Genomic DNA, 21792 nt, shown 5'->3' on the forward strand with positions numbered 1-21792 from the left:
AACTCGAACATGTTGGCGGTGTCGATGCCGAACTCCGACACCTTCCCCGCGTTCGTCGACAACGCCACGAAGTGCTTCGCGACGGCCTTCTCGTCGCCGCCGATTGCGTCGAGCAGCCACGAGCGTGCCGAGGTGGCGTTGGTGATGGTCTCGATGGTGGTGAAGGTCTTGGAGGCGATGATGAACAGCGTCTCGGCCGGGTCGAGGTCGTGGGTGGCCTCGTGCAGGTCGGCGCCGTCCACGTTGGACACGAAGCGGACCGTGAGGTCGCGGTCGGTGAACGAGCGCAGCGCCTCGTAGGCCATCGCGGGGCCCAGGTCGGAGCCGCCGATGCCGATGTTCACCACGTTCTTGATGCGCTTGCCGGTGTGACCGGTCCATTCGCCCGAACGGACCCGGTCGGCGAACTGGGCCATCTTGTCCAGGACCGCGTGCACGGCCGGCACCACGTTCTCACCGTCGACCTCGACGACCGCGTCCCGCGGGGCGCGCAGCGCGGTGTGCAGCACCGCCCGCCCCTCCGTGACGTTGATCTTCTCGCCCCGGAACATGGCGTCCCGCAGCCCGAACACGTCCGTCGCGGTGGCGAGTTCCTGGAGGAGGGCCAGGGTCTCGTCGGTGACGAGGTGCTTGGAGTAGTCGATGCGCAGATCCCCGACCTGCACGACGTACCGTTCCGCGCGACCGGGGTCGGCGGCGAACAGCTCACGCAGCCGCGGGTGCAGCAGAGCACCCGCGCGGTGGTCCTCCAGGGCCACCCACTCGGGGCGCCGGGTGAGCTTGGGGTGGTCAGTCATGACGGGAGGTCTCCTTGGTGCCCTCGCCCCGCAGGGCGACGGCGTACATCTCGTCCGCGTCGAGGCGGCGCAGCTCCTCCGCGATCAGCTGGGCGGTGGAGCGCACCTTCAGCGCGAGGGTGCGCGAGGGCTGTCCCGGCAGGGTGAGCGTGGCCAGCGGGCCCTCGGGGCGGTCGATGACGATCTCGCCGTTCTCGGTGCCCAGCCGTACGGCGGTGACCACGGGTCCCGCGGTGACGACGCGTTCGACGGGGACGTCGAGGCGCGCCTCCAGCCAGCGGGCCAGCAGTTCGGCGCTCGGGTTCTCCGCCTCGCTCTCGACGGCCGCCGAGATCACCTTGGTACGGGCCTGGTCGAGCGCGGCGGCCAGCATGGACCGCCACGGCGTCAGCCGGGTCCAGGCGAGGTCGGTGTCACCGGGCGCGTACGAGGCGGCGCGGGCCTCCAGGGCCTGGAGCGGGGTCTCGACGGCGTACATGTCGGTGATCCGGCGCTGGGCGAGCGCCCCCAGCGGGTCCTTGGCGGGCACGTCCGGCGCGTCCACCGGCCACCAGACGACGACGGGCGCGTCGGGCAGCAGCAGCGGCAGGACCACGGAGTCGGCGTGGTCGGACACCTCGCCGTACGTCCGCAGGACGACCGTCTCCCCGGTGCCCGCGTCCGAGCCGACGCGCACCTCCGCGTCCAGCCGGGAGTTGGTCCGGTCGCGCGGTGTGCGGGCGACGCGCTTGATGACGACCAGAGTGCGCGAGGGGTGCTCGCGCGAGGCCTCCTCGGCCGCCTTGATCGAGTCGTAGGCGTTCTCCTCGTCGGTCACGATGACCATCGTCAGGACCATGCCCACGGCGGGGGTGCCGATGGCCCGGCGCCCCTGCACGAGCGCTTTGTTGATCTTGCTTGCCGTGGTGTCGGTCAGATCGATCTTCATGGCCTGCGCCAGCTCCGTCCGTCTCGTGCGAGCATCTCGTCGGCTTCCTCGGGTCCCCAGCTTCCCGAGGGGTACTGCGCGGGCTTGCCGTGCTCGTCCCAGTACCCCTCGATCGGGTCGAGGATCTTCCAGGACTCTTCCACCTCCTGGTGGCGGGGGAAGAGATTGGCGTCGCCGAGCAGGACATCCAGGATCAGCCGTTCGTACGCCTCCGGGCTGGACTCGGTGAACGACTCGCCGTACGCGAAGTCCATGGTGACGTCCCGGATCTCCATCGACGTACCCGGCACCTTGGAACCGAAGCGTACGGTCATGCCCTCGTCGGGCTGGACCCGGATGACGATCGCGTTCGCGCCGAGTTCCTCGGTGGCGGTGGAGTCGAAGGGGGAGTGCGGGGCGCGCTGGAAGACCACCGCGATCTCGGTGACCCGGCGGCCCAGACGCTTGCCGGTGCGCAGGTAGAAGGGGACCCCCGCCCAACGGCGGTTGTCGACCTCCAGTTTGACGGCCGCATAGGTGTCGGTCGTCGACGCGGAGTCGATGCCGTCCTCCTGGAGGTAGCCGCGCACCTTCTCGCCGCCCTGCCAGCTCGCCGCGTACTGGCCGCGCACGGTGTGCTCGCCCAGGTTCTCCGGCAGCTTCACGGCCTTGAGGACCTTGAGCTTCTCGGCGAGCAGCGACTCGGCGTCGAAGGCGGCGGGCTCCTCCATGGCGGTCAGCGCCATCAGCTGGAGCAGATGGTTCTGGATGACGTCACGGGCGGAGCCGATGCCGTCGTAGTAGCCCGCGCGGCCGCCGATGCCGATGTCCTCGGCCATCGTGATCTGGACGTGGTCGACGTACGACCGGTTCCAGATCGGCTCGTACATCTGGTTCGCGAAGCGGAGCGCCAGGATGTTCTGGACGGTCTCCTTGCCGAGGTAGTGGTCGATGCGGAACACCTGGTCCGGGTCGAACACCTCGTGCACGATCTTGTTCAGCTCGCGCGCGCTCACCAGGTCGTGTCCGAAGGGCTTCTCGATGACCGCGCGCCGCCAGGAGCCCTCCGGCGCGTCCGCGAGCCCGTGCTTCTTGAGCTGCTGGACGACCTTCGGGAAGAACTTCGGCGGCACGGACAGGTAGAAGGCGTAGTTGCCGCTGGTGCCCCGCGAGGCGTCCAACTCGTCCACGGCCGCACGCAGTTGCTTGAACGCGGTGTCGTCGTCGAAGTCGCCCGGGATGAACCGCATTCCCTCGGCGAGCTGCTGCCAGACCTCCTCGCGGAACTCGGTGCGCGCGTGTTCGCGCACCGAGTCGTGGACGACCTGCGCGAAGTCCTGGTCCGCCCACTCGCGGCGGGCGAAGCCGACGAGCGAGAAGCCCGGCGGCAGCAGTCCGCGGTTGGCGAGGTCGTAGACGGCCGGCATCAGCTTCTTGCGGGACAGGTCGCCGGTGACGCCGAAGATGACCAGGCCGGACGGTCCGGCGATGCGCGGGAGACGGCGGTCGCGCGGGTCGCGCAGCGGGTTGTCCCAGTCGGCGCCCGTGAGACCGAGCGCCTCGGCGACGTCCCGGTGCGTCGTGTCGCCCGCGCCCGCGGCGGCCGTGCCCGGCTCCGCGGCCGGCTCTCCCTGTGCCGTCGTCACGTCGCCCGGTTCCACGGTCTGGTCACCGGATCCCTCCGGCGCGGCGGCCGCAGCCGCCGTCGTGTCCTCGGCACGCTGTCGACTCCTGGTCATTCCCCTTCAACTCCCTTGCCGCGCAGCGACTCCGTCACCGCTTCGAGCAGGTCCTCCCAGGCCGCCTCGAACTTCGAGACGCCCTCGTCCTCCAGCTGCCCCACGACCTCGTCGTACGAGATCCCGAGCCGCTCGACGGCCGCGAGGTCGGCCCGGGCCTGGGCGTAGCCGCCGGTCACCGTGTCGCCGCGGATGTCACCGCGGGCGGCGGTGGCGTCCAGCGTCGCCTCCGGCATGGTGTTGACCGTGCCCGGCGCGACCAGCTCGTCGACGTACAGCGTGTCCTTGTACGCGGGGTCCTTGACGCCCGTCGAGGCCCACAGGGGGCGCTGCTTGTGGGCGCCGGACGGGGCGAGCGCGGTCCAGCGGGCTCCGCCGAAGACCTCCTCGTACGCCTCGTAGGCGAGCCGTGCGTTGGCGAGCGCCGCCCTGCCCTTGAGCGCGAGCGCCTCGTCCGTGCCGACCTTCGCCAGCCGCTTGTCGATCTCGCTGTCGACGCGGGAGACGAAGAAGGACGCCACGGAGTGGATCTCCGACAGGTCCAGACCCCGCTCGCGGGCCTTCTCCAGGCCGGCGATGTAGGCGTCCATCACCTCGCGGTAGCGCTCCAGCGAGAAGATCAGCGTGACGTTGACGCTGATGCCGAGGCCGATGACCTCGGTGATGGCGGGGAGGCCCGCCTTCGTCGCCGGGATCTTGATCATCACGTTCGGGCGGTCGACCAGCCAGGCGAGCTGCTTGGCCTCGGCGATCGTCGCGGCGGTGCGGTGGGCCAGCCGGGGGTCGACCTCGATCGAGACCCGGCCGTCCCGGCCGCCGGTCGCGTCGTACACCGGGCGCAGGATGTCGGCCGCGGCGCGCACGTCGGCGGTCGTCATCATGCGGACGGCCTCGTCGACCGTCACGCCGCGCTCGGCGAGGTCGGCCAGCTGCTCCTCGTATCCCTCTCCGGAGCCGATGGCGGCCTGGAAGATGGAGGGGTTGGTCGTCACGCCCACCACGTGCCTGGACGCGATGAGTTCGGCGAGGTTTCCGGACGCGATGCGCTTGCGCGAGAGGTCGTCCAGCCAGATGGAGACGCCTTCGTCGGAGAGGCGCTTGAGAGGTACCGCGGTCGCGGTCGCTTCGGTCACAGTGATCATCTTCCTTCGTGCGAACGGATCAACCGCGGAGGGCGGCAAGGGATTCCCGCGCGGCGGCGGCGACGTTCTCGGCCGTGAAGCCGAACTCGGTGAACAGGGTCCTGGCGTCGGCGGAGGCACCGAAGTGCTCCAGCGAGACGATGCGTCCGGCGTCACCGACGTACCGGTACCAGGTCAGACCGATGCCCGCCTCGACCGCCACGCGGGCCTTCACCGACGGCGGAAGGACTTGCTCCCGGTACTCGGCGGGCTGCTCCTCGAACCACTCGACCGACGGCATCGACACGACACGGGTGCCGACGCCCTCGGCCTCCAGCAGCCGCCGTGCCTCGACGGCCAGGGCGACCTCGGAGCCGGTGGCGACGAGGACGACGTCGGGCGTCGGGGTGGAGGAGTCGGCGAGCACGTAACCGCCGCGTGCCGCGTCCGGGTTGACGGGGTAGGTCGGTACACCCTGACGGGTGAGCGCCAGGCCGTGCGGCGCCGGGTTCGTGGCGTGCCGCTTGAGGATCTCGGCCCAGGCCACGGCGGTCTCGTTGGCGTCCGCGGGGCGGACGATGTTCAGGCCCGGGATGGCGCGCAGCGAGGCGAGGTGCTCGACCGGCTGGTGGGTGGGGCCGTCCTCGCCGAGGCCGATGGAGTCGTGCGTCCACACGTACGTCACCGGGAGCTGCATCAGGGCCGACATGCGGACCGCGTTGCGCATGTAGTCGGAGAAGACCAGGAAGGTGCCGCCGTAGACGCGGGTGTTGCCATGCAGGGCGATGCCGTTCATCTCCGCGGCCATGGAGAACTCGCGGATGCCGAAGTGGACCGTACGGCCGTACGGGTCGGCCTCCGGCAGCGGGTTGTCCGCCGGCAGGAACGACGACGTCCTGTCGATGGTCGTGTTGTTCGAGCCGGCGAGGTCGGCGGAGCCGCCCCACAGCTCGGGGATGACGGCGCCGAGCGCCTGGAGGACCTTGCCGGAGGCGGCACGGGTCGCCACGGACGTGCCCTCCTCGAAGACGGGAAGCCGCGTCTCCCAGCCCTCGGGGAGCTGGCCGGCCACGATCCGGTCGAACAGCTTCGCGCGCTCCGGGGAGGCCGTGCGCCACTCGGCGATCCGCTTGTCCCAGGCGGCGTGCGCCTCGGCACCCCGGTCCAGCGCGGTGCGGGCGTGCGCCAGCACCTCCGGCTCGACCTGGAAGGTCTGCTCCGGGTCGAAGCCCAGGACCCGCTTGGTGGCGGCGATCTCCTCGGCGCCGAGCGCCGAGCCGTGGGAGGCCTCGGTGTTCTGCGCGTTCGGGGCGGGCCAGGCGATGATCGTGCGCATCGCGATGATCGAGGGGCGCCCGGTCTCGGCCTGCGCCGCCCTGAGCGCCGCGTACAGCGCGTGCACGTCGACGTCGCCGTCGGCGGACGGCTCGATCCGCTGGACGTGCCAGCCGTAGGCCTCGTACCGCTTCAGGACGTCCTCGGAGAACGCGGTCGCGGTGTCGCCCTCGATGGAGATGTGGTTGTCGTCGTAGACGAAGACGAGGTTGCCGAGCTTCTGGTGGCCCGCGAGGGACGATGCCTCGGCGGAGACGCCCTCCTCCAGGTCGCCGTCGGAGACGATCGCCCAGACGGTGTGGTCGAAGGGGGACTCGCCCGCGGGGGCCTCGGGGTCGAACAGGCCGCGCTCGTAGCGGGCGGCCATCGCCATGCCCACGGCGTTCGCGACACCCTGGCCGAGCGGCCCGGTCGTCGTCTCCACGCCGGCGGTGTGTCCGTACTCGGGGTGCCCCGGGGTCTTCGAACCGTGCGTGCGGAACGCCTTCAGGTCGTCCAGTTCGAGTTCGTAGCCCGAGAGGAAGAGCTGGGTGTAGAGGGTCAGCGAGGTGTGGCCGGGGGAGAGGACGAAGCGGTCACGGCCGGTCCACTCCGGGTCCGCGGGGTCGTGTCGCATCACCTTTTGAAAGAGCGTGTACGCGGCCGGGGCGAGCGCCATCGCGGTGCCCGGGTGGCCGTTACCGACCTGCTGGACGGCGTCGGCGGCCAGGAGACGTGCGGTGTCGACGGCACGGCGGTCGAGCTCTGTCCACTCCGGACCGTCCGGGGAGCCGTCAGGTGTCGGGGTGCTCTGCTGCGTGCTCATCTTCAAGAAGTCCTCGATCGAAGCGTCGTAACTGCTCGGACGCGTTCAAACCTAAAAGTCTGACTTTTGCTGGGGAAGGTGCCCGTGTGTCAGCCTTCGGTGAAAGTGGGACACGCAGGGCCGCACAGAGCCGCACCGAGCAGTCGCGAGAAGGACATGCCAGACAGAACCACCCAAGGCGCTGCCGGGGGCGCCGACGGGTCCCGGGACGGGATCAAGACTTTCCCCTTCCCGGTCGACCTGAGCCTTTCCGGTGTCGGGATGCAGGTCGGCTCGATGGGGCCGGGGCGCACCTGGCACGTGGACGCGCCGCTGGAGCGCGTGCACCGCATCGACTTCCACGTCGTGATGCTCTTCGACTCGGGACCCGTCCGGCACATGGTCGACTTCGCCGAGTACGAGGCCGCCGCGGGCGACGTCCTGTGGATCCGGCCCGGCCAGGTGCACCGCTTCTCCTCGACGGACCGCTATCGCGGCACCGTCCTGACCATGCAGCCCGGCTTCCTGCCGCGGGCGATCGTCGAGGCCACCGGCCTCTACCGCTACGACCTGCCCCCGCTGCTGCACCCCGACGCCGCCCGGCTGGCCGCCCTGGAGCACGCGCTGGCCCAGCTGGAACGCGAGTACGTCGACACGACCACGCTGCCGCTCAGCCTGCACACCTCGGTGCTCCGGCACTCCCTCACGGCGTTCCTGCTGCGCCTCGCCCATCTCGCCGCGAGCTCCGCCGAGGCGGCCCGCGAGCAGACCGACACCACCTTCACCCGCTTCCGCGACGCGGTCGAGAAGAGGTTCGCCACCGTTCACAGCGTCAGCGCGTACGCCGACGCCCTCGGCTACTCGCGCCGCACCCTCGTCCGCGCGGTGCGCGCCGCCACCGGCGAGACGCCCAAGGGGTTCATCGACAAGCGCGTGATCCTGGAGGCCAAGCGTCTTCTCGCGCACACGGAGATGCCCATCGGCCGCATCGGTGTCGCCGTGGGCTTCCCCGACTCCGCCAACTTCTCCAAGTTCTTCCATCAGCACACCGGGACGACACCGGTGGCCTTCCGGGCCGAACTGCGCTGAGAGGGGCGGGCCGCAGGGCCCGCCCCTCCCGGAGCCGGGCATCCGTCGGTGACGGATGCCCGTGGTGCGTCGGTCGCCCCATGCCCGGGTGTGTCGGTCACCGGACGACCGTCGTGCGTCAGTGGCCGAAGTCGAACCAGTTGACGTTCACGAAGTCGGCCGGCTGGCCGCTGGTGAAGGTCAGATAGACGTCGTGGGTGCCCGTGACGGCACCGATGTTCGCCGGCACCGTCCTCCAGGACTGCCAGCCGCCCGTGTTGGCCAGTGCGAAGCTGCCGATCGGTGTGCTCGTACGGCTGTCGAGGCGCACCTCGACCAGGCCGCTGACTCCGCCGGCCGCGCCGCTCGACACCCGGCCGTAGAACTGGTGTGCCGCGGAGGAGCCGAAGTTGACGCCCTTGTAGACGGCCCAGTCGCCGTTCGCCAGCGCGCCGATGTTCTGTCCGCCCCCGGTGTCCGTGGTGCTCTCGGTGATGGTGCCCGACTGGCTGTCGTAGGACTCGGCCTGGATGGCCGCGTAGGCGTCACGGTTGCCGGACGGAGGAGGTGTGGTACCGCTCCCACTGGACTGGAGCACCTGGACGTAGTCCACGACCATGGGGTGGCCGGGCTCCGTGCCGCTGTCGGGTCCGCCGCCGAAGGCCGCCGGGAAGCCGCCGCCCATGGCCACGTTCAGGATCACGAAGTAGCCGTGGTTGGTGGCGTTCGCCCAGGTCGTCGCGTCGACCTGGTTCGCCCGCACCGTGTGGAAGTTGACGCCGTCGAGGTAGAACCGGATCTCCTCGGGGCTGGTCGACTTGTCCCACTCCATCGCGTAGGTGTGGAAACCCGCCTGGCACGTCGTGCCGGTGCACGGGGTGTTGCCGCCGATCCCGGACGTCTCGTTGCAGGGGCCGCCCGGATTGGTGCCGCAGTGCATCGTCGCCCATTCGGTGTTGAGCCCCTGGACGTTCTCCATGATGTCCAGCTCGCCGACGCCCGGCCAGTTCTGGTAGTTGCCGCGGTACGGCGCGCCCAGCATCCAGAACGCGGGCCAGTAGCCCTTGGCGGCCGCGCCGGTCACGTTCGGCATCTGGATCCGCGACTCGACGCGCAGTTTGCCGCCGGCGGGCGGCTGGAAGTCGGTGCGGTTGGTCTCGATCCGGCCCGAGGTCCAGTTGCCGGAGGCGTCGCGCCGTGGCGTGATCAGCAGATTGCCGTTGCCGTCGAGAGCGACGTTGCTGGTGCTGGAGGTCATGGTCTCGACCTCGCCGGTGCCCCAGTTGGCGGCGCCGCCCGGGTAGCTGGTGCCGGTGTCGTACTGCCAGTTGGCGGTGTTGACGCCGGTTCCGGCGGAGCCGTTGAAGTCGTCGAGGAAGACCTGGGACCAGCCGGAGGGGGGAGTGGGGGCGGAGGCGTTCGCGGGGAGGGTGGCGGCCGTGGCGGCGGCGGCCGCCAGGCCGAGTGTGCTGAACACGGCGACGAGCACGCGCCTGAGGGGGCGAGGTCTGCCGGGCGTTTCTCTCATGGGGGGCCTCTTCGGGTACGGAGTGGGGTGTGCGGGTGTTTTTGAGAGCGCTCTCAGATCAGCTGCGCGGCCAATGTGCTCTCTGTCACTCCGGTCGTCAAGAGGTAAAGCCCAGAAACTCCTTTGCGCGCAAGGGAGTTCATGAGGTGAAGGGGGTGCTTCGCCGGATCCGTCAGTCCGGGGCGCTGCCCGCCTTCCACTCCGTCCACGACAGGTCCGAGCCGCTCAGGCCGTTGGCCGGGCCAACCGTCCGCTCGCCCGAGTGCCGCACCACGACCACGTCGCCGAGCATCGAACTCGCGCAGAACTCGTAGCCCGGCACGGAGCGGTCGGCCGCACTCCTGGCGTCGTGCAGGCCGATGCATCCGCGGCCGGTGTCGCCGAACCAGTGGCCGACCGCCTCGACCGCGGGCTCGGCCGTGGCCGTGATCGCCCGCTCGACGGCGGCCCGGTCGGCGGCACCGGGCGCGGCCAGGACCCCGCGCCGCGACCACACCGTCCGACCGGGCCGGTTCGATGTCCGGGGACGCTCACGGCACGCCTTCCTCGGGTTCTTCGACCACCGCCACGACGCGTGCATCGTGGCGCCCCTTACCTGGGTTGATTCATTGAATCCGAGGGCCACTGCCCGAGATTCCTGTGAAGACACGGCAACAGACGGCCGGAAACCCCGGTTGTCCAGCCGCCCCCGGAGGTGAACACAGTATGAGCAGCCGACCGGCACCCTGAGTTTCCGGTGAGATCCCCGACCCGGAAGCCCTCCCCACACCCTTCCGGCCGGACGGTGAAGAAGGAGAACCGCACACCGAGCCCGCCGCAGAACCCGCCGGAGGTATCCGTGAACCCAGCCCGCAAGCGGCACACCGTGGCCATCGTCGGAGCGGGCGCCGCCGGCGCGCTGACCGCCGTGCACCTGTGCGAGACGGCCGCCCGCCGGCGGGCGCCGGTCGACCTCGTGCTGGTCGACCCGGCCCCGGAGGCGGGGCGGGGCACCGCGTACGCGACCCCCGACCCGCGGCACCGCCTGAACGTGCCCGCGAGCGGCATGAGCTGCTACCCCGACGATCCCGGCCACTTCACCCGGTGGCTCTGCCGCCACGGCGAACCCGACGTCAGAGGAACCGACTTCGCCACCCGCTACCGTTACGGCGCCTACCTGGCCGACACCCTGGCCGGGTCGATCGTCCGCGCCCACGGCACGGTCGCCGTGCGCCGGCTGCGGACCCGGGCGATCGCCTGCACCGGCGCGCCCGGAGACGCGGTCGAGCTGCACCTCGCCGACGGGAGCCTGCTGCGGGCCGACAGCGCCGTGCTCGCCACCGGGCCCGCGCCCGCGCGCGGCGACCGGTTCCCGTCCGCACTGCGCGGCAGCGGACGCTTCGTGCCGTCGCCGTGGGCGCCGGACGCCCTCGACGGACCGCTCGCCGACTCCGCCGACGTCCTGCTGGTCGGCACCGGGCTCACCGCCGTCGACCTCGCCCTGAGCCTGGACCGGCCGGGACGCACCGTGCACGCCGCGTCCCGCAACGGACTGCTGCCCCAGCCGCACGCGCTCAGCCCCGCTCCGGCCATGACCGCGCCGGACGACCTCGACACGCCCTCGCTGGCCGCGCTGCGCAGGACCGTCTACCGCCACATCGGCCGCGCCGTGCGCACCCGGGGCGACTGGCGTCTCGCCCTCGACAGCCTGCGGCCGCACACCGCCCGGCTGTGGCGCAGCCTGACGCCCGACGAGCGTGCCGCGTTCCTGGAACGCGAGGGCGCGCTGTGGAACACCCACCGCCACCGGATGGCACCCGTGACCGCCGAGTCGGTGGCCCGCGCCCGTACCGCCCGGCGGCTGCGCGTGCACTCCGGCGCGGTCACCGGCGCCGTGGTCCGCGACGACGACGTGCTGGTCGCGCTCTCCGACGGCACGCGGATCCGGGTGGGCTGGGTCGTCGACTGCACCGGGCCCGGGCCCCGTCCCGAAGACCCCCTGTGGCGTTCGCTGTTCGACGCCGGCGCCGCGGTCCCCGGCCCGCTCGGCATGGGGGTGGCGACCCGGGACGGCCGCCTCCTCGACGCCGAAGGCCGCGCCGAGCGCCCGCTGTTCACCCTCGGCGCCCCGCGCCGCGGGGAACTGTGGGAGACCACCGCCGTCCCGGAGATCCGCGCCCAGGCGGCCGCGCTGGCCGGGCAGCTCCTCGCACCCGTCCCCGGGCCGCGCCGCGGCGCCCGCCGACGGCCCGTCGACGCGCACGGGCTCGCGCTGTCCACCCACGCCGAGGCCGCCGCCGCCTACCGCACCGGACTCGACCGGGTCCTCCGGGTCAGGGCCGGTGCCGAGGACGCCTTCGAGCGCGCGGTCGCCCTCGACCCGGGCTTCGCGCTCGGACACGCGGCGCTCGCCCTGCTCGGCCACGAGTGCGGTGCCGCCGTCGACGTGCCGCGGGAACTGGCCGACGCCCAGCGGTCCGCGGGCGAACGGGCCGACGAACGGGAGCGCTCCTTCGTCGACGTCGTCACACGCCGCATCCACGGCGACGACGCGGACCACGGCTCCGGCGCCCTGCTCGGACACCTCGACGCGTACCCCGCCGACGCGCTCGCGCTGTCCACCGCCGTGCCCACCATCGCCTTCTCCGGCCTGCACGACCTCGACGACGGATACGCCCTGCGCCTGGTCGAGCGGACGGCGCCCGCCTACGACGGGCACTGGTTCCCCGCCTCGCTCCTCGCCTTCCTGCGCCAGGGACAGGGCCGTTTCGACGAGGCCGCCGAACTGGCCCATTGGGCCCTGGCCGCCGAACCCGCCTCCGGGCACGCCGTGCACGCGCTCGCCCACGTCCACTACGAGTCCGGCGCCCACGAGACGGGCCGTGACTGGCTCGACGCCTGGGTGTCCGGGCAGGGCCGGGGCGCCGTCCACCGGGCGCACTTCTCCTGGCACGTCGCGCTGCACGAACTGGCCCTCGACGACGGCGCGGCCGTCCGCAGACGCTGGTACGCGCAGCTCGCCCCGGGCCGGGTGACCGGGATCCGGGCGCTGGTCGACTCGGGTTCCCTGCTGTGGCGGGCCCGGCTCAGCGACAGCTGGCGGGGCCGGGTGCCCGCCGAGGACGTCCTCGGCACGGTCGGCCGCGAGATCGTGGAGCGGCCCGCGACCGCCTTCACCGCACTGCACGCGGCGGTCGCCCTCGCCGCCGCCGGGGATCTCGCCGCGCTGCGCCGGCTGCGCGACCACGCCGCGGGCGCCGACCCGGTGCAGCGCGAGGTCGTCGTCCCGCTGTGCGAGGCCTTCGCCGACCTCGTCGAGGAGCGGTTCCCCGAGGCCGTGCGCGGACTCGACGCGCTCCTGCCGGCGCTGCGCAAGGTCGGCGGCAGCGCGGCGCAGCGCGAGGTCGTCGAGGAGACCCTGCTGTACGCCCTTGTCGGGGCGGGCCGTTGTGACGCCGCCCGGCGGCTCCTGGACGCCCGCCTCGGCCGCGGGTCCGCACCGCGCGACCGTCGTCTGCTCGCCGCGCTGCCCGGCTGAGCGACCGTCTCGTGGCGGGCCCTGTTCGATCACGTGTCGGACACGAGGGCCCTCGGGCGAGCACGGGCCGGGCAGTCTGCGGGCATGGCGCAACGCGGGGGATGCATGCTGAACGGCTGTCTGGCCGTGCTGATGACGGCGCTGGTCCTGGTCCTGTTCGGGATGTGGCGGCTCAGTACGGCGCCCGGACGCGCCGACGACCGGGCGCGGCACACGATGGAGGAGAGCGTCGACCGGTCCCGGGACCGGTTGTCCCGGGCCGCGGGGGACGGAGCCCTCCTCGGGACCGAGATCGACCGGACGCTGGGCACCGGCAACGGCAGGGCGGACGCGCCCGAGGTCCGGCGGCGGGGCCGGCGGGTCACGGTCACCGCGAGGTTCGCGCAGCAGGGGTCCGGCTGGTTCGCCGGCTCGACGCGCGGCTGCTACCGCTTCGAGGTCGTCCCGGCGTCCGCGCCACCGCCCGTCTCCGTGCACGAACTGCCGTACGCGGCCTGCCGGGAGCCGGTGCCGCCCCCGGCTCCGCGCAGTCCCGCGGCGGTCGCCGCGGACGTCGTGGTGGAGCTGCGCGCCGCCCTGGGCCGGGGCGGCTTCATGGCCGTCCAGACGGCGGAGGTCTGGCAGACGTACGGCATCCATCTCGCGGACCAGAAGGTGACCGGCAGTCAGCTGACCGACCTGGTCCTGCTGTCCGCGGGCGCGAACGAGCAGGTCTGCTACGAGTTCCGGGCGCGGCGGGAGACGGGCACCGTGACCTACGAGCAGTCGACCATGGACGACTGCCGGCGCTTCGAGCGCGAACGCGAGAAGCAGGCCGAGAAAGCAGAACGGGCCCTGCTCGACGCGAGCTCCGCCGCGATCGTCCGCCGGCTCGACCACGCGGTCGCCGACGGGAGGCTCCCGGACGCCGAGTTGAGACGGGCCTTCGCGATGCAGCAGACGGACGAGGGGAAGGAGCTCTGGCACGACTCACCGGTCGCCGTGCCCGTCAGCGTGGAGCGCTCGCCCTCCGAGGTCATCGTGTACGCCTCGGTCAACCCGCTGGATTCGTTGCATACGGCCCTCGGCTGCTACGAGTTCCGCGCACATCTCACGAAGCATTCCGTCACCCGCCGCAGGACGGCGGGGACGGAATGCTTCGCTTAGGGCCCGTCCGGTCGTTCGGGGGGAGACGGCCGGACGGGCCCCCGGGGGATGGTCCTCAGACGCCCGTCAACTGGGGGCGCGGTTCCGGTGCCTCCTCGCTCACCCCGAACCGGTCGTGCGCCCGCCGCAGCGCGGCCGGCGCCCACCAGGCGCGCTTGCCGAGCAGCGCCATCGTGGCCGGTACGAGGAGCATGCGGACCACGGTGGCGTCGATCAGGACCGCCAGGGTCAGCCCGAGACCGATCTGCAGGATGGGCGAGAAGCCGCCGGTCATGAAGGCTCCGAAGACGATCGCCAGGAGCAGCGCGGCACAGCTGACCACACGGCCCGAGCGGCGCAGACCGGTCACGACGGCGTCGTGCTCGTCGCCGGTGCGCAGCCAGGTCTCGCGCATCCGGGCCAGGATGAACAGCTCGTAGTCCATGGCGAGTCCGAAGGCGATCGCGATGATCAGCGGCGGGGCCGTCAGACTGAGCGAACCCAGGCCGTCGGCGCCCAGCAGCCCGGCCAGATGCCCGTCCTGGAAGACCCAGACCACCGCGCCGAGTGCGGCACCCAGGCTGAGCAGGGTGGTCAGGATCGTCCGCAGCGGGATGAGCACGGATCCGGTGAACGCGAACAGCAGGGCGAAGATGCCGAGGAGAACGGTGGCCGCCGCCCAGGGCGCCCGCTCCGCGAGCATCGAGCGGAAGTCGACGAGCCGGGCCGCGACGCCCGTGACCTCGACCGGTTCGTTCCCGCGCACGTCCCGTACGCGCTCGACCAGGTCGGTCGCCGCCGTGCCGTCGACGCTGCCGCCGGGCCGCAGGTGCACCAGGGTGGAGCCGTCCGGCAGCGCACGCGCGTCGCTCGTGTCCGACAGGGCGCGGATGCGGGGCACCGTGTCCGGGCCCGCGCCGGGCCGCACCAGGACGGTGACCGGCGAGACCCCCGTGCCCGGCGGGAAGTGCGCCTCCAGGGCGTCGTACATCTGCCGCGCCTCGGTGTCGGCGGGCAGTTGCCTGGCGTCTCCGATGCCGATCCTCATCCCGGCAGCGGGAAGGGCCACGACGAGGAGGGCCGGAACGAGGACGGCCAGTACGGCGAGGGGGCGGCGGGACGCGAAGCGGGCGAGGCGGGCGAAGACGCGGCCCTCCTCGGCGGAGCCCTTCGACAGGGCGTTCTCGGGGGCGGCCGCCGCGTCGCCGCTCCCGGTCACTGCCTTGCCCTTGCCCTTGCCCTTGGCCGGTGCGATGCGTGCGCCGAAGCGCGCCAGGAGCGCGGGCAGCAGGGTGACCGCGGCGAGCATGTCGACGACGACCACGGCGGCGACGGCGAGCCCCATGCTGCGCAGGAACGGGCTGGGGAACACGAGGAGTCCGGAGAGGCTGACGGCCACCGTGAGCCCGGAGAACAGGACGGTCCGCCCGGCTCCCGCGACCGTGCGGTGCACCGCGTCGAGGACGTCGTCCGTGTGCCGTCGCTCCTCGCGGAACCGGACCACCATCAACAGCGCGTAGTCCACGGCGAGTCCGAGACCCAGCATGGTGGTGATCTGGATCGCGTACACCGAGATGTCGGTGACCTGGCTGAAGAGGAAGAGCGCCAGGAACGCGCCCGCGACCCCACTGACGGCGATGAGCAGGGGAAGTCCGGCGGCCCGCAGCCCGCCGAAGACGACGAGCAGCAGCGCCAGGACGACCGGCAGGGAGATCAACTCGGCACGCTGCACGTCCTCCTGGGCGCGCCCGCCCATCTGCTGCCCGAGCAGCGGGCCGCCGCTGACGTGGACCTCGGGCGCGTCGATCCGCCGGATGCGGTCGGCCGCCGTGTCCACGGCCTTCTTCTCGTCCTTGAACTTCATGTCGCCCTGGAGCGTCACCGGGATGACCAGGGCCCTGCCGTCCCCTGCGGTGAGACCGCGGGTGGTGTAGGGGTCGGGCACGGAGGCGACCCCCGTGACCGTGCGCAGGTCGGCGACGGCACGGCCCACCTGGGAGCGCAGCGCCGGGTCGGAGACCTTCGTGCCGGAGATGACGGCGGTGATCGACTCACCGCTGGTGTCGACGCGGTCGAGGTACGCGGCGGCCCGGTCCGACTCGGTGCCCGGGACGTCGGGCACCGAGTCGACGAGCCGGCCGAAGACGCCCGTGCCGAGGCCGAAGCCGACCAGCAGCATGAGGAGCCAGACGAGGATCACGGTGAGCGGGCGGCGGGTCGCCGCCCGGGAGATCGTGGCGAGCACGGTAGGCCTCCCGGCGGTCGGTACGGTGAATGACATCGCCACTCAGCGTCGTGCCCGAGGAGGGGTCGGCGGATCGCCGGGGGGAGCGGTATCGGGGGCTCCCCCGTACGACGGATACGGGACGCCGGCTCACTCCGGGGAGGGAGCGCGGGAGGGTGCGGCCGGCCCGCGCGGTCACTTCTCGATCTGCAGCACCGACATCATCCCCGCGTCCTCGTGGTTGAGGATGTGGCAGTGCAGGACCGTCCTGCCCGCATAGTCGAGGAACCGGATGCGGACGACCATGTTTCCCCTGGGCGGGACGTCGACGGTGTCCTGCAGGCCGTAGTTGGTCTGCGGCTTGCCGTCGATGCTCATCACCTGGAAGTCGTTGGTGTGGACGTGGAACGAGTGGACCTCGTCGCTGTCGTTCTTGACGGTCCACTCCTCGACGGTGCCGAGCTTGGCCCGGAAGTCGACGCGGTTGTGGTCGAACTGCTTGTGGTTGATGTAGAAGAGCGTGCCCGCCTTGTTCTCCGTGAAGGTGATCGTCTTGCGGTCCGCGACGGTCTCCCTGCCCAGGTCGTCCTCCGGGGCGAAGTCCGTGGGCAGGGCCGCGGGCCGCATCGGTTCACCTTCGGACCGGACCGTGGCCAGCGTCGCCTGGGGGAACCGGTTGCCGGCCTTTCCGCTGTCGTAGGGCAGGGTCAGCAGTTCCGACGTGCCGGCCGCCGGCCCCTGGACGAGCACGTCGTAGCGGGCGCCGGCGGGGATGACCAGGGAATCGACCGCGTACACCTTGTTCACCGGGTAGCCGTCCTGGGCGACGACGTGGAACTTGGTGCCCGGCAGCGCCACCTTGTAGAAGATGTTGGCCCCGACGTTCGCGAGCCGCCACAGCTGCGTCTCGCCCGGCCTGATCCTGATCCGCGGGTTCAGCTGTCCGTTGACGGTGCGGGTGGTGGGCGCGCCCATCTTCAGGTGCGCGGTCTTGATCCGGTCGCCGACCAGCTGGAAGTCCTTGAGGGCGACGACGCGTTCGGTGATGCCGCGCAGCGGGGCGGGCAGGTGGTCGTCGAGGCCGTCGACCACGACGAGGCCGGCCATGCCGCCGGCGGTCTGCGCGGCGGACAGTGTGTGCGGGTGCGGGTGGTACCAGTACGTGCCCGGTTCCAGGCTCTTGGGGAAGGTGTACTCGTAGGTGAACTTCTTCCCCGGCCCGATCTTGAGGAAGACGTTGTCCGAGCGACCGACGGGCGAGACGTGCATCCCGTGCACGTGCAGGTTCGTCTGCTGGTCCAGCTTGTTCTCGAAGGCGACCTCCATGCGGTCGCCGGGCCGCAGACGCAGCGTGGGCGGTGCGTACATGCCGTTGTACGTCAGCGCCCACACGTCGTTGCCCGCCAGGCGGACCTTCTTGCGTTCGACGACGATCCTGGTCCTGAGCAGTCCGTCCTTGCTCACGATCTGGGGCGGGTCGCGCAGGTCCTCGGTGGCCCGCGCGGTCAGGGCCGGCGACGGGGACAGGCTCGCCAGCGGGACGGTCGACGCCGTCGCGCGGCCGTGGGTGCTCGTCCCGGTGTGTCCGGTACAGCCCGCCGCCAGGGCGAGCACGACAAGTGCGGATCCGGTCACGGTCCGGGGTCGACGGGCGGGTGCGGACAAGCTGGACCCCTCTGGGCTGCGGCTACGGGAAGCGGGCGGTCGTGGGCTGCCATCATGCCCTCGAACCGGGATGAAACGGTCGTGACCCGAGAGGGTGGCGCGCGCGTCACCTTGATGAGCGAGGCCCCGCCCGGACCCGGCGGCCCCGGGGCGACACGGGGCCGCCCGGGAGGCACCCGCGCACAGGGCGCAGATGTGCGCACGGCTCCCTACGCTCGTAAGGGAACAGGTTTCTCGGGGCGTGCGACAACGGGCCGTACGACAACGGTCCCGGAGGAGACAGCCATGCGTGCCTCACTGATCCAGCTGTCCGTGGACGCGTCCGACACGGCCGACGAGCGCCGGCACAGAGCGGCCTCGCTGGTCCGCGGCCGGGCGGGCGACGACCTGGTGGTCCTGCCGGAACTGTGGACGGCCGGAGCCTGGGCCTACGACGACTGGCAGCGCGACGCCGAGGGGATCGACGGACCCACCGCCGAGATCATGTCCGCCGCGGCCCGTGCGGCCGGGAGCTGGCTCCATGCCGGAACGATCGTCGAGCGGGACCGGGACGGCACGCTGTACAACACCGCCCTCCTCTTCGACCGGACCGGCGACCTGCGCGGCAGCTACCGCAAGATCCACCGGTACGGTTTCGACACCGGCGAGGCGACCCTGATGGGCGGCGGCCGGGACATCGTCACCGTGCCCACCGACTTCGGCGTGGTCGGCCTCGCCATCTGTTACGACCTCCGCTTTCCCGAACTCTTCCGCGGGCTGCTCGACGCGGGCGCCGAACTCGTCGTGGTGCCCGCCGCATGGCCCGCGGCGCGGCTGAACCACTTCCAGCTCCTCACCCGTACGCGGGCCCTGGAGGAACAGGTCTTCCTGCTGGCCTGCGACGCGGCCGGCACCCACGGCGGCATGCGGCAGGCCGGACACAGCGTGGTCGTCGACCCGTGGGGGACCGTCCTCGGTGAGACCGGCGCCGAGGAGGAGACGGCGACCGTGGACGTCGAGATGGCCGAAGTCGCCCGGATCCGCTCCGAACTCCCCGTCCTGCGCGACCGCGTCCTCGCGATCCAGACACCCCGACAGCGGTGATCCGGGGCCCGGCACCGCACGCGACGGCACCGTGCGGGGCCCGGCCGGCGCGGCGCTACGGGGCGGAGCCGGGCGTCACCAGGCCCGTCTCGTACGCGCAGATCACCGCCTGCACCCGGTCCCGCAGCCCCAGCTTGCTCAGCACGTTGCTGACATGGGTCTTGACGGTGTGTTCGCTCACGAACAGTGTCGTCGCGATCTCCGCGTTGGACAGCCCGCGGGCGAGCAGTCGGAGGGTCTCCTCCTCGCGGGCGGTGAGCACGTCGAGCCGGGCCGGCGCCGGCTCGGGAGCGGACTCGGCGCGGCGCCGACGGATGATGTCGGCGACGAGGCGACGCGTCACCGAGGGCGCGAGGAGCGAGTCGCCCGCCGCGACGACACGGACCGCGTGGACGAGGTCGTCCCGCCGGACGTCCTTGAGCAGGAAGCCGCTCGCCCCCGCGTAGAGGGCCTCGTACACGTACTCGTCGAGATCGAAGGTGGTCAGCATGACGACCTTGCAGCCGGACTCGGCACACACCAGCCGGGCCGCCTCCAGGCCGTCCATGCGCGGCATACGGATGTCCAGGAGCAGCACGTCGGGCGTGTGCAGCCGCACGGCGGCCACCGCCTCCACGCCGTCCCCGGCCTCCGCCACCACCTCGATGTCCCGCTGCGCCTCCAGGATCATGCTGAAGCCGCTGCGGACCAGTTCCTGGTCGTCGGCGACCACCACACGGATGCTCACCCCAGGGCCGCCTGCCGGCCGACGGCGGCGGGCAGCCGTACGGCGACACGGAAGCCGCCGTCGGGGCCGCCGCCGGTGTCGGCGCTGCCCCCGCAGGCCACGGCCCGCTCCCTGATGCCGATCAGCCCGTGACCGCCGGCCGGGGCCGCCGGACCCCGTGCGCCCGGCGAACGCACCGGCCCCCGGCCGTCGTCCGTCACCGTGAGCGTCAACGCGTCCTCCGTCCAGTCCAGTTCGACCCGCGCCGTGGAAGCGTACGCGTGCTTCACGGTGTTCGTGAGCGCCTCCTGCACCACGCGGTAGGCGGCGACCTCGGTGTCCGGATCCAGTGGGCGGGGGCTGCCGGTCGTGCACAGGTCGACATGCAGCCCGGTGGACTCCGTGACCTGGCGGACCAGTTCGGCGAGGGCGGCGGTGCCGGGCTGCGGCACCCGGGCCGAAGCCCCCTCCGCCGGTTCCTCCTTGAGGACCCCGAGGATCCGCCGCAGCTGCGTCATCGCGTCCCGTCCGCTCGTCGCGATGGCGTCGAAGGCGGCCTCGGCGCGCTCCGGATCGCTGCGCACCACCACCGGACCGGCCTCGGCCTGGACGACCATCAGGCTCACCGCATGGGCCAGGATGTCGTGCATGTCCCGGGCGATCCGAGCGCGTTCCTGCGCCGTCGCCCGCGCCGTGTCGGAGGCGCGTTCCCGTTCCAGACGACCGGCCCGGTCCTCCAGTTCGGCGGTGTACGCGCGTTGGACGCGGGTGAGGATGCCCAGCGCGTAGGCGCTCAGGAAGCTCGTGAGGTGGAACGCGTACTCGAACGGCTGCGCGTGCTCCTTGGCCATCATCGTGAGCGAGGCGCCGACCAGCCAGGTCACCAGCGTGAGGCGGCGCTGCGCGGGCGGGCAGAGCGTGGCGACCGTGTAGAGGACCACCAGGCCGCCGTAGGCGACGTTCGGCGGCGGCGCGTGGTAGAGCGCCATCGCGGGCGTGCACACCGACACCGCGCAGGCGGACAGGAAGGGCGCGCGGCGCCGCCAGACCAGTGGTGCCGCCGTGCCGGCCGCCAGCAGGAAGCCCTGCCAGGTGAGCCGGTCGTCGCCCTCGTCGGGGAACATCCACTGGAGCGAGGCCGCGAACAGCACGAGCGCGGCGAGCGCGGTGTCGACGACGTACGGATGCGTCGTCCGCAGGCGCGAGCGCAGCGACCGCCATCGGGAGACGGCGGGGGCGAACCAGGACTGGGCGGGCATACGCGGCTCCTCCGGGCACGGGCCGTCCCAGTATCGCGAGCCCGCGATGCCGAAGTCCTCACCGACGAGAGGGATATCCGGAGCTCCGGCGACCCGCACGGCGCACTCAGCGGTTCGGGTCCGGGCGTGCCTCGGGCTGCCAGCCGAGCGCCCGGGAGATGCCGCGCGCGGCCAGCCGGACCGCCGGGACCAACGCCGGCACCTGCGCGTCGGCTTCGGGCACCACGACCGAGACCGCCGCCACGACCGTGCCGCCCGCGTCGCGCACCGGGGCCGCCACCGACAGGGCGTCGTCGGTGACCTGACGGCTGCTCACCGCGACACCCGTGCGGCGCACTTCGGCCAGCTCACGGCGGAGCACCGCCGGATCCGTCACGGTGTACGGGGTGAAGGAGGCCAACGGGCCCTCGCAGTACGCCTTCTGGAGACCGGGCCCGCCATGCGCGAGCAGCGCGAGTCCCACGCCCGTCGCGTGCAGCGGCCAGCGTGCGCCGACCTGGATGCGGACGCCGACCGCGGAGCGCCCCGAGATCCACTCGATGTAGACGACCTCGGAGCCGTCGCGGACCGCCAACTGCACGTTCTCGTGAGTGGCTTCGTACAGGTCCTCCAGGTACGGCAGTGCGGTCTGCCGGAGTCCGAGGCCGCGCGGGGCGAGCGCCGCGACCTCCCACAGGCGCAGGCCCACGTGGTACACGCCGTGCTCGCCGCGCTCCAGGGCGCCCCAGTCCGTGAGGGCGCCCACCAGCCGGTGGGCCGTGGTGAGGGTCAGTCCGGCCCGGCGGGCGATCGCCGTGAGGGACAACGCCGTGTGCTCGTGGTCGAAGGCGGCGAGCACGGCGAGCAGACGGCCGGGCGCGGACTGCGCGGACATGAGGCGGGCTCCCGCTACCTGAGCTCGTACGAGGGGACCGTGGCGGCGACGACGCACGCG

The 21792-nt window shown here is 72.2% G+C and carries 16 protein-coding genes; 4 read left to right on the plus strand and 12 right to left on the minus strand.

The window, feature by feature from the left end:
• The 5 genes from ABEB03_RS28630 to tkt form a co-directional block, all read right to left on the minus strand.
• A partial coding sequence (locus tag ABEB03_RS28630; protein ID WP_459115354.1) for a glucose-6-phosphate isomerase occupies positions 1 to 797 on the minus strand: 797 nt, incomplete at its 3' end.
• Complete coding sequence (opcA, locus tag ABEB03_RS28635) at positions 790 to 1725, minus strand: glucose-6-phosphate dehydrogenase assembly protein OpcA (RefSeq protein WP_345655555.1); 936 nt, start codon at positions 1723 to 1725, stop codon at positions 790 to 792. The genes ABEB03_RS28630 and opcA, both read right to left, overlap by 8 nt.
• The gene (zwf, locus tag ABEB03_RS28640; protein ID WP_345655557.1) at positions 1722 to 3443 is read right to left on the minus strand and encodes a glucose-6-phosphate dehydrogenase; all 1722 of its coding nucleotides are present in this window, start codon (positions 3441 to 3443) and stop codon (positions 1722 to 1724) included. The genes opcA and zwf overlap by 4 nt, the downstream gene beginning before the upstream one ends.
• The gene (gene tal, locus ABEB03_RS28645; protein ID WP_345655559.1) at positions 3440 to 4585 is read right to left on the minus strand and encodes a transaldolase; all 1146 of its coding nucleotides are present in this window, start codon (positions 4583 to 4585) and stop codon (positions 3440 to 3442) included. Before tal ends, zwf begins: the two co-directional genes overlap by 4 nt.
• Positions 4586 to 4604: 19 nt before the next feature.
• The gene (gene tkt / locus ABEB03_RS28650; RefSeq protein ID WP_345655561.1) at positions 4605 to 6704 is read right to left on the minus strand and encodes a transketolase; all 2100 of its coding nucleotides are present in this window, start codon (positions 6702 to 6704) and stop codon (positions 4605 to 4607) included.
• Positions 6705 to 6860: 156 nt separating this feature from the next.
• On the opposite strand from tkt, the gene ABEB03_RS28655 reads away from it, so the two are divergent.
• Positions 6861 to 7772, plus strand: a complete 912-nt coding sequence (locus ABEB03_RS28655; RefSeq protein WP_345655563.1) for a helix-turn-helix domain-containing protein — start codon at positions 6861 to 6863, stop codon at positions 7770 to 7772.
• A 118-nt stretch (positions 7773 to 7890) separates the two neighbouring features.
• Here ABEB03_RS28655 and ABEB03_RS28660 read toward each other — a convergent pair whose 3' ends face one another.
• Both ABEB03_RS28660 and ABEB03_RS28665 read right to left on the minus strand, forming a co-directional pair.
• The gene (locus tag ABEB03_RS28660) at positions 7891 to 9279 is read right to left on the minus strand and encodes a glycoside hydrolase family 16 protein (protein ID WP_345655565.1); all 1389 of its coding nucleotides are present in this window, start codon (positions 9277 to 9279) and stop codon (positions 7891 to 7893) included.
• A 172-nt stretch (positions 9280 to 9451) separates the two neighbouring features.
• The gene (locus tag ABEB03_RS28665; protein ID WP_345655567.1) at positions 9452 to 9775 is read right to left on the minus strand and encodes a hypothetical protein; all 324 of its coding nucleotides are present in this window, start codon (positions 9773 to 9775) and stop codon (positions 9452 to 9454) included.
• Between the two features lie 342 nt (positions 9776 to 10117).
• Between ABEB03_RS28665 and ABEB03_RS28670 the strand changes: the two genes are divergently transcribed.
• Positions 10118 to 12796 carry an FAD/NAD(P)-binding protein gene (locus tag ABEB03_RS28670; RefSeq protein ID WP_345655569.1) on the plus strand — a complete coding sequence of 893 codons (2679 nt, stop codon included), beginning with the start codon at positions 10118 to 10120 and terminating at the stop codon, positions 12794 to 12796.
• 84 nt (positions 12797 to 12880) lie between these two features.
• A complete protein-coding gene (locus ABEB03_RS28675; RefSeq protein WP_345655571.1) occupies positions 12881 to 13942 on the plus strand; it encodes a hypothetical protein in 1062 nt (353 codons plus the stop codon).
• Positions 13943 to 13997: 55 nt separating this feature from the next.
• Here the strand turns inward: ABEB03_RS28675 and ABEB03_RS28680 are convergent, their stop codons facing one another.
• Positions 13998 to 16166 carry an MMPL family transporter gene (locus ABEB03_RS28680; protein WP_345655573.1) on the minus strand — a complete coding sequence of 723 codons (2169 nt, stop codon included), beginning with the start codon at positions 16164 to 16166 and terminating at the stop codon, positions 13998 to 14000.
• A 174-nt stretch (positions 16167 to 16340) separates the two neighbouring features.
• On the minus strand, positions 16341 to 17780 hold the full coding sequence (locus ABEB03_RS28685; protein ID WP_345655575.1) for a multicopper oxidase family protein: 1440 nt from the start codon (positions 17778 to 17780) through the stop codon (positions 16341 to 16343).
• A 315-nt stretch (positions 17781 to 18095) separates the two neighbouring features.
• Here ABEB03_RS28685 and ABEB03_RS28690 point away from each other — a divergent pair, with 315 nt between their 5' ends.
• Positions 18096 to 18893, plus strand: a complete 798-nt coding sequence (locus ABEB03_RS28690) for a carbon-nitrogen family hydrolase (RefSeq protein WP_345655577.1) — start codon at positions 18096 to 18098, stop codon at positions 18891 to 18893.
• Positions 18894 to 18948: 55 nt separating this feature from the next.
• Here ABEB03_RS28690 and ABEB03_RS28695 read toward each other — a convergent pair whose 3' ends face one another.
• The 3 genes from ABEB03_RS28695 to ABEB03_RS28705 form a co-directional block, all read right to left on the minus strand.
• Positions 18949 to 19620 carry a response regulator transcription factor gene (locus ABEB03_RS28695; RefSeq protein ID WP_345655580.1) on the minus strand — a complete coding sequence of 224 codons (672 nt, stop codon included), beginning with the start codon at positions 19618 to 19620 and terminating at the stop codon, positions 18949 to 18951.
• Complete coding sequence (locus tag ABEB03_RS28700) at positions 19617 to 20858, minus strand: sensor histidine kinase (protein WP_345655582.1); 1242 nt, start codon at positions 20856 to 20858, stop codon at positions 19617 to 19619. The genes ABEB03_RS28695 and ABEB03_RS28700 overlap by 4 nt, the downstream gene beginning before the upstream one ends.
• A 106-nt stretch (positions 20859 to 20964) precedes the next feature.
• On the minus strand, positions 20965 to 21732 hold the full coding sequence (locus ABEB03_RS28705; RefSeq protein WP_345655584.1) for an IclR family transcriptional regulator: 768 nt from the start codon (positions 21730 to 21732) through the stop codon (positions 20965 to 20967).
• Positions 21733 to 21792: the final 60 nt, after the last annotated feature.

Source organism: Streptomyces siamensis, assembly GCF_039543605.1.
Classification (GTDB): domain Bacteria; phylum Actinomycetota; class Actinomycetes; order Streptomycetales; family Streptomycetaceae; genus Streptomyces; species Streptomyces siamensis.

What these genes read in the sequence shown, in the direction of transcription:
- opcA (WP_345655555.1), bottom strand. Translation starts at nt 1,725, where the DNA reads ATGAAGATCGATCTGACCGACACCACGGCAAGCAAGATCAACAAAGCG.
- zwf (WP_345655557.1), bottom strand. Translation starts at nt 3,443, where the DNA reads ATGACCAGGAGTCGACAGCGTGCCGAGGACACGACGGCGGCTGCGGCC.
- tal (WP_345655559.1), bottom strand. Translation starts at nt 4,585, where the DNA reads ATGATCACTGTGACCGAAGCGACCGCGACCGCGGTACCTCTCAAGCGC.
- tkt (WP_345655561.1), bottom strand. Translation starts at nt 6,704, where the DNA reads ATGAGCACGCAGCAGAGCACCCCGACACCTGACGGCTCCCCGGACGGT.
- ABEB03_RS28655 (WP_345655563.1), top strand. Translation starts at nt 6,861, where the DNA reads ATGCCAGACAGAACCACCCAAGGCGCTGCCGGGGGCGCCGACGGGTCC.
- ABEB03_RS28660 (WP_345655565.1), bottom strand. Translation starts at nt 9,279, where the DNA reads ATGAGAGAAACGCCCGGCAGACCTCGCCCCCTCAGGCGCGTGCTCGTC.
- ABEB03_RS28675 (WP_345655571.1), top strand. Translation starts at nt 12,881, where the DNA reads ATGGCGCAACGCGGGGGATGCATGCTGAACGGCTGTCTGGCCGTGCTG.
- ABEB03_RS28690 (WP_345655577.1), top strand. Translation starts at nt 18,096, where the DNA reads ATGCGTGCCTCACTGATCCAGCTGTCCGTGGACGCGTCCGACACGGCC.
- ABEB03_RS28700 (WP_345655582.1), bottom strand. Translation starts at nt 20,858, where the DNA reads ATGCCCGCCCAGTCCTGGTTCGCCCCCGCCGTCTCCCGATGGCGGTCG.
- ABEB03_RS28705 (WP_345655584.1), bottom strand. Translation starts at nt 21,732, where the DNA reads ATGTCCGCGCAGTCCGCGCCCGGCCGTCTGCTCGCCGTGCTCGCCGCC.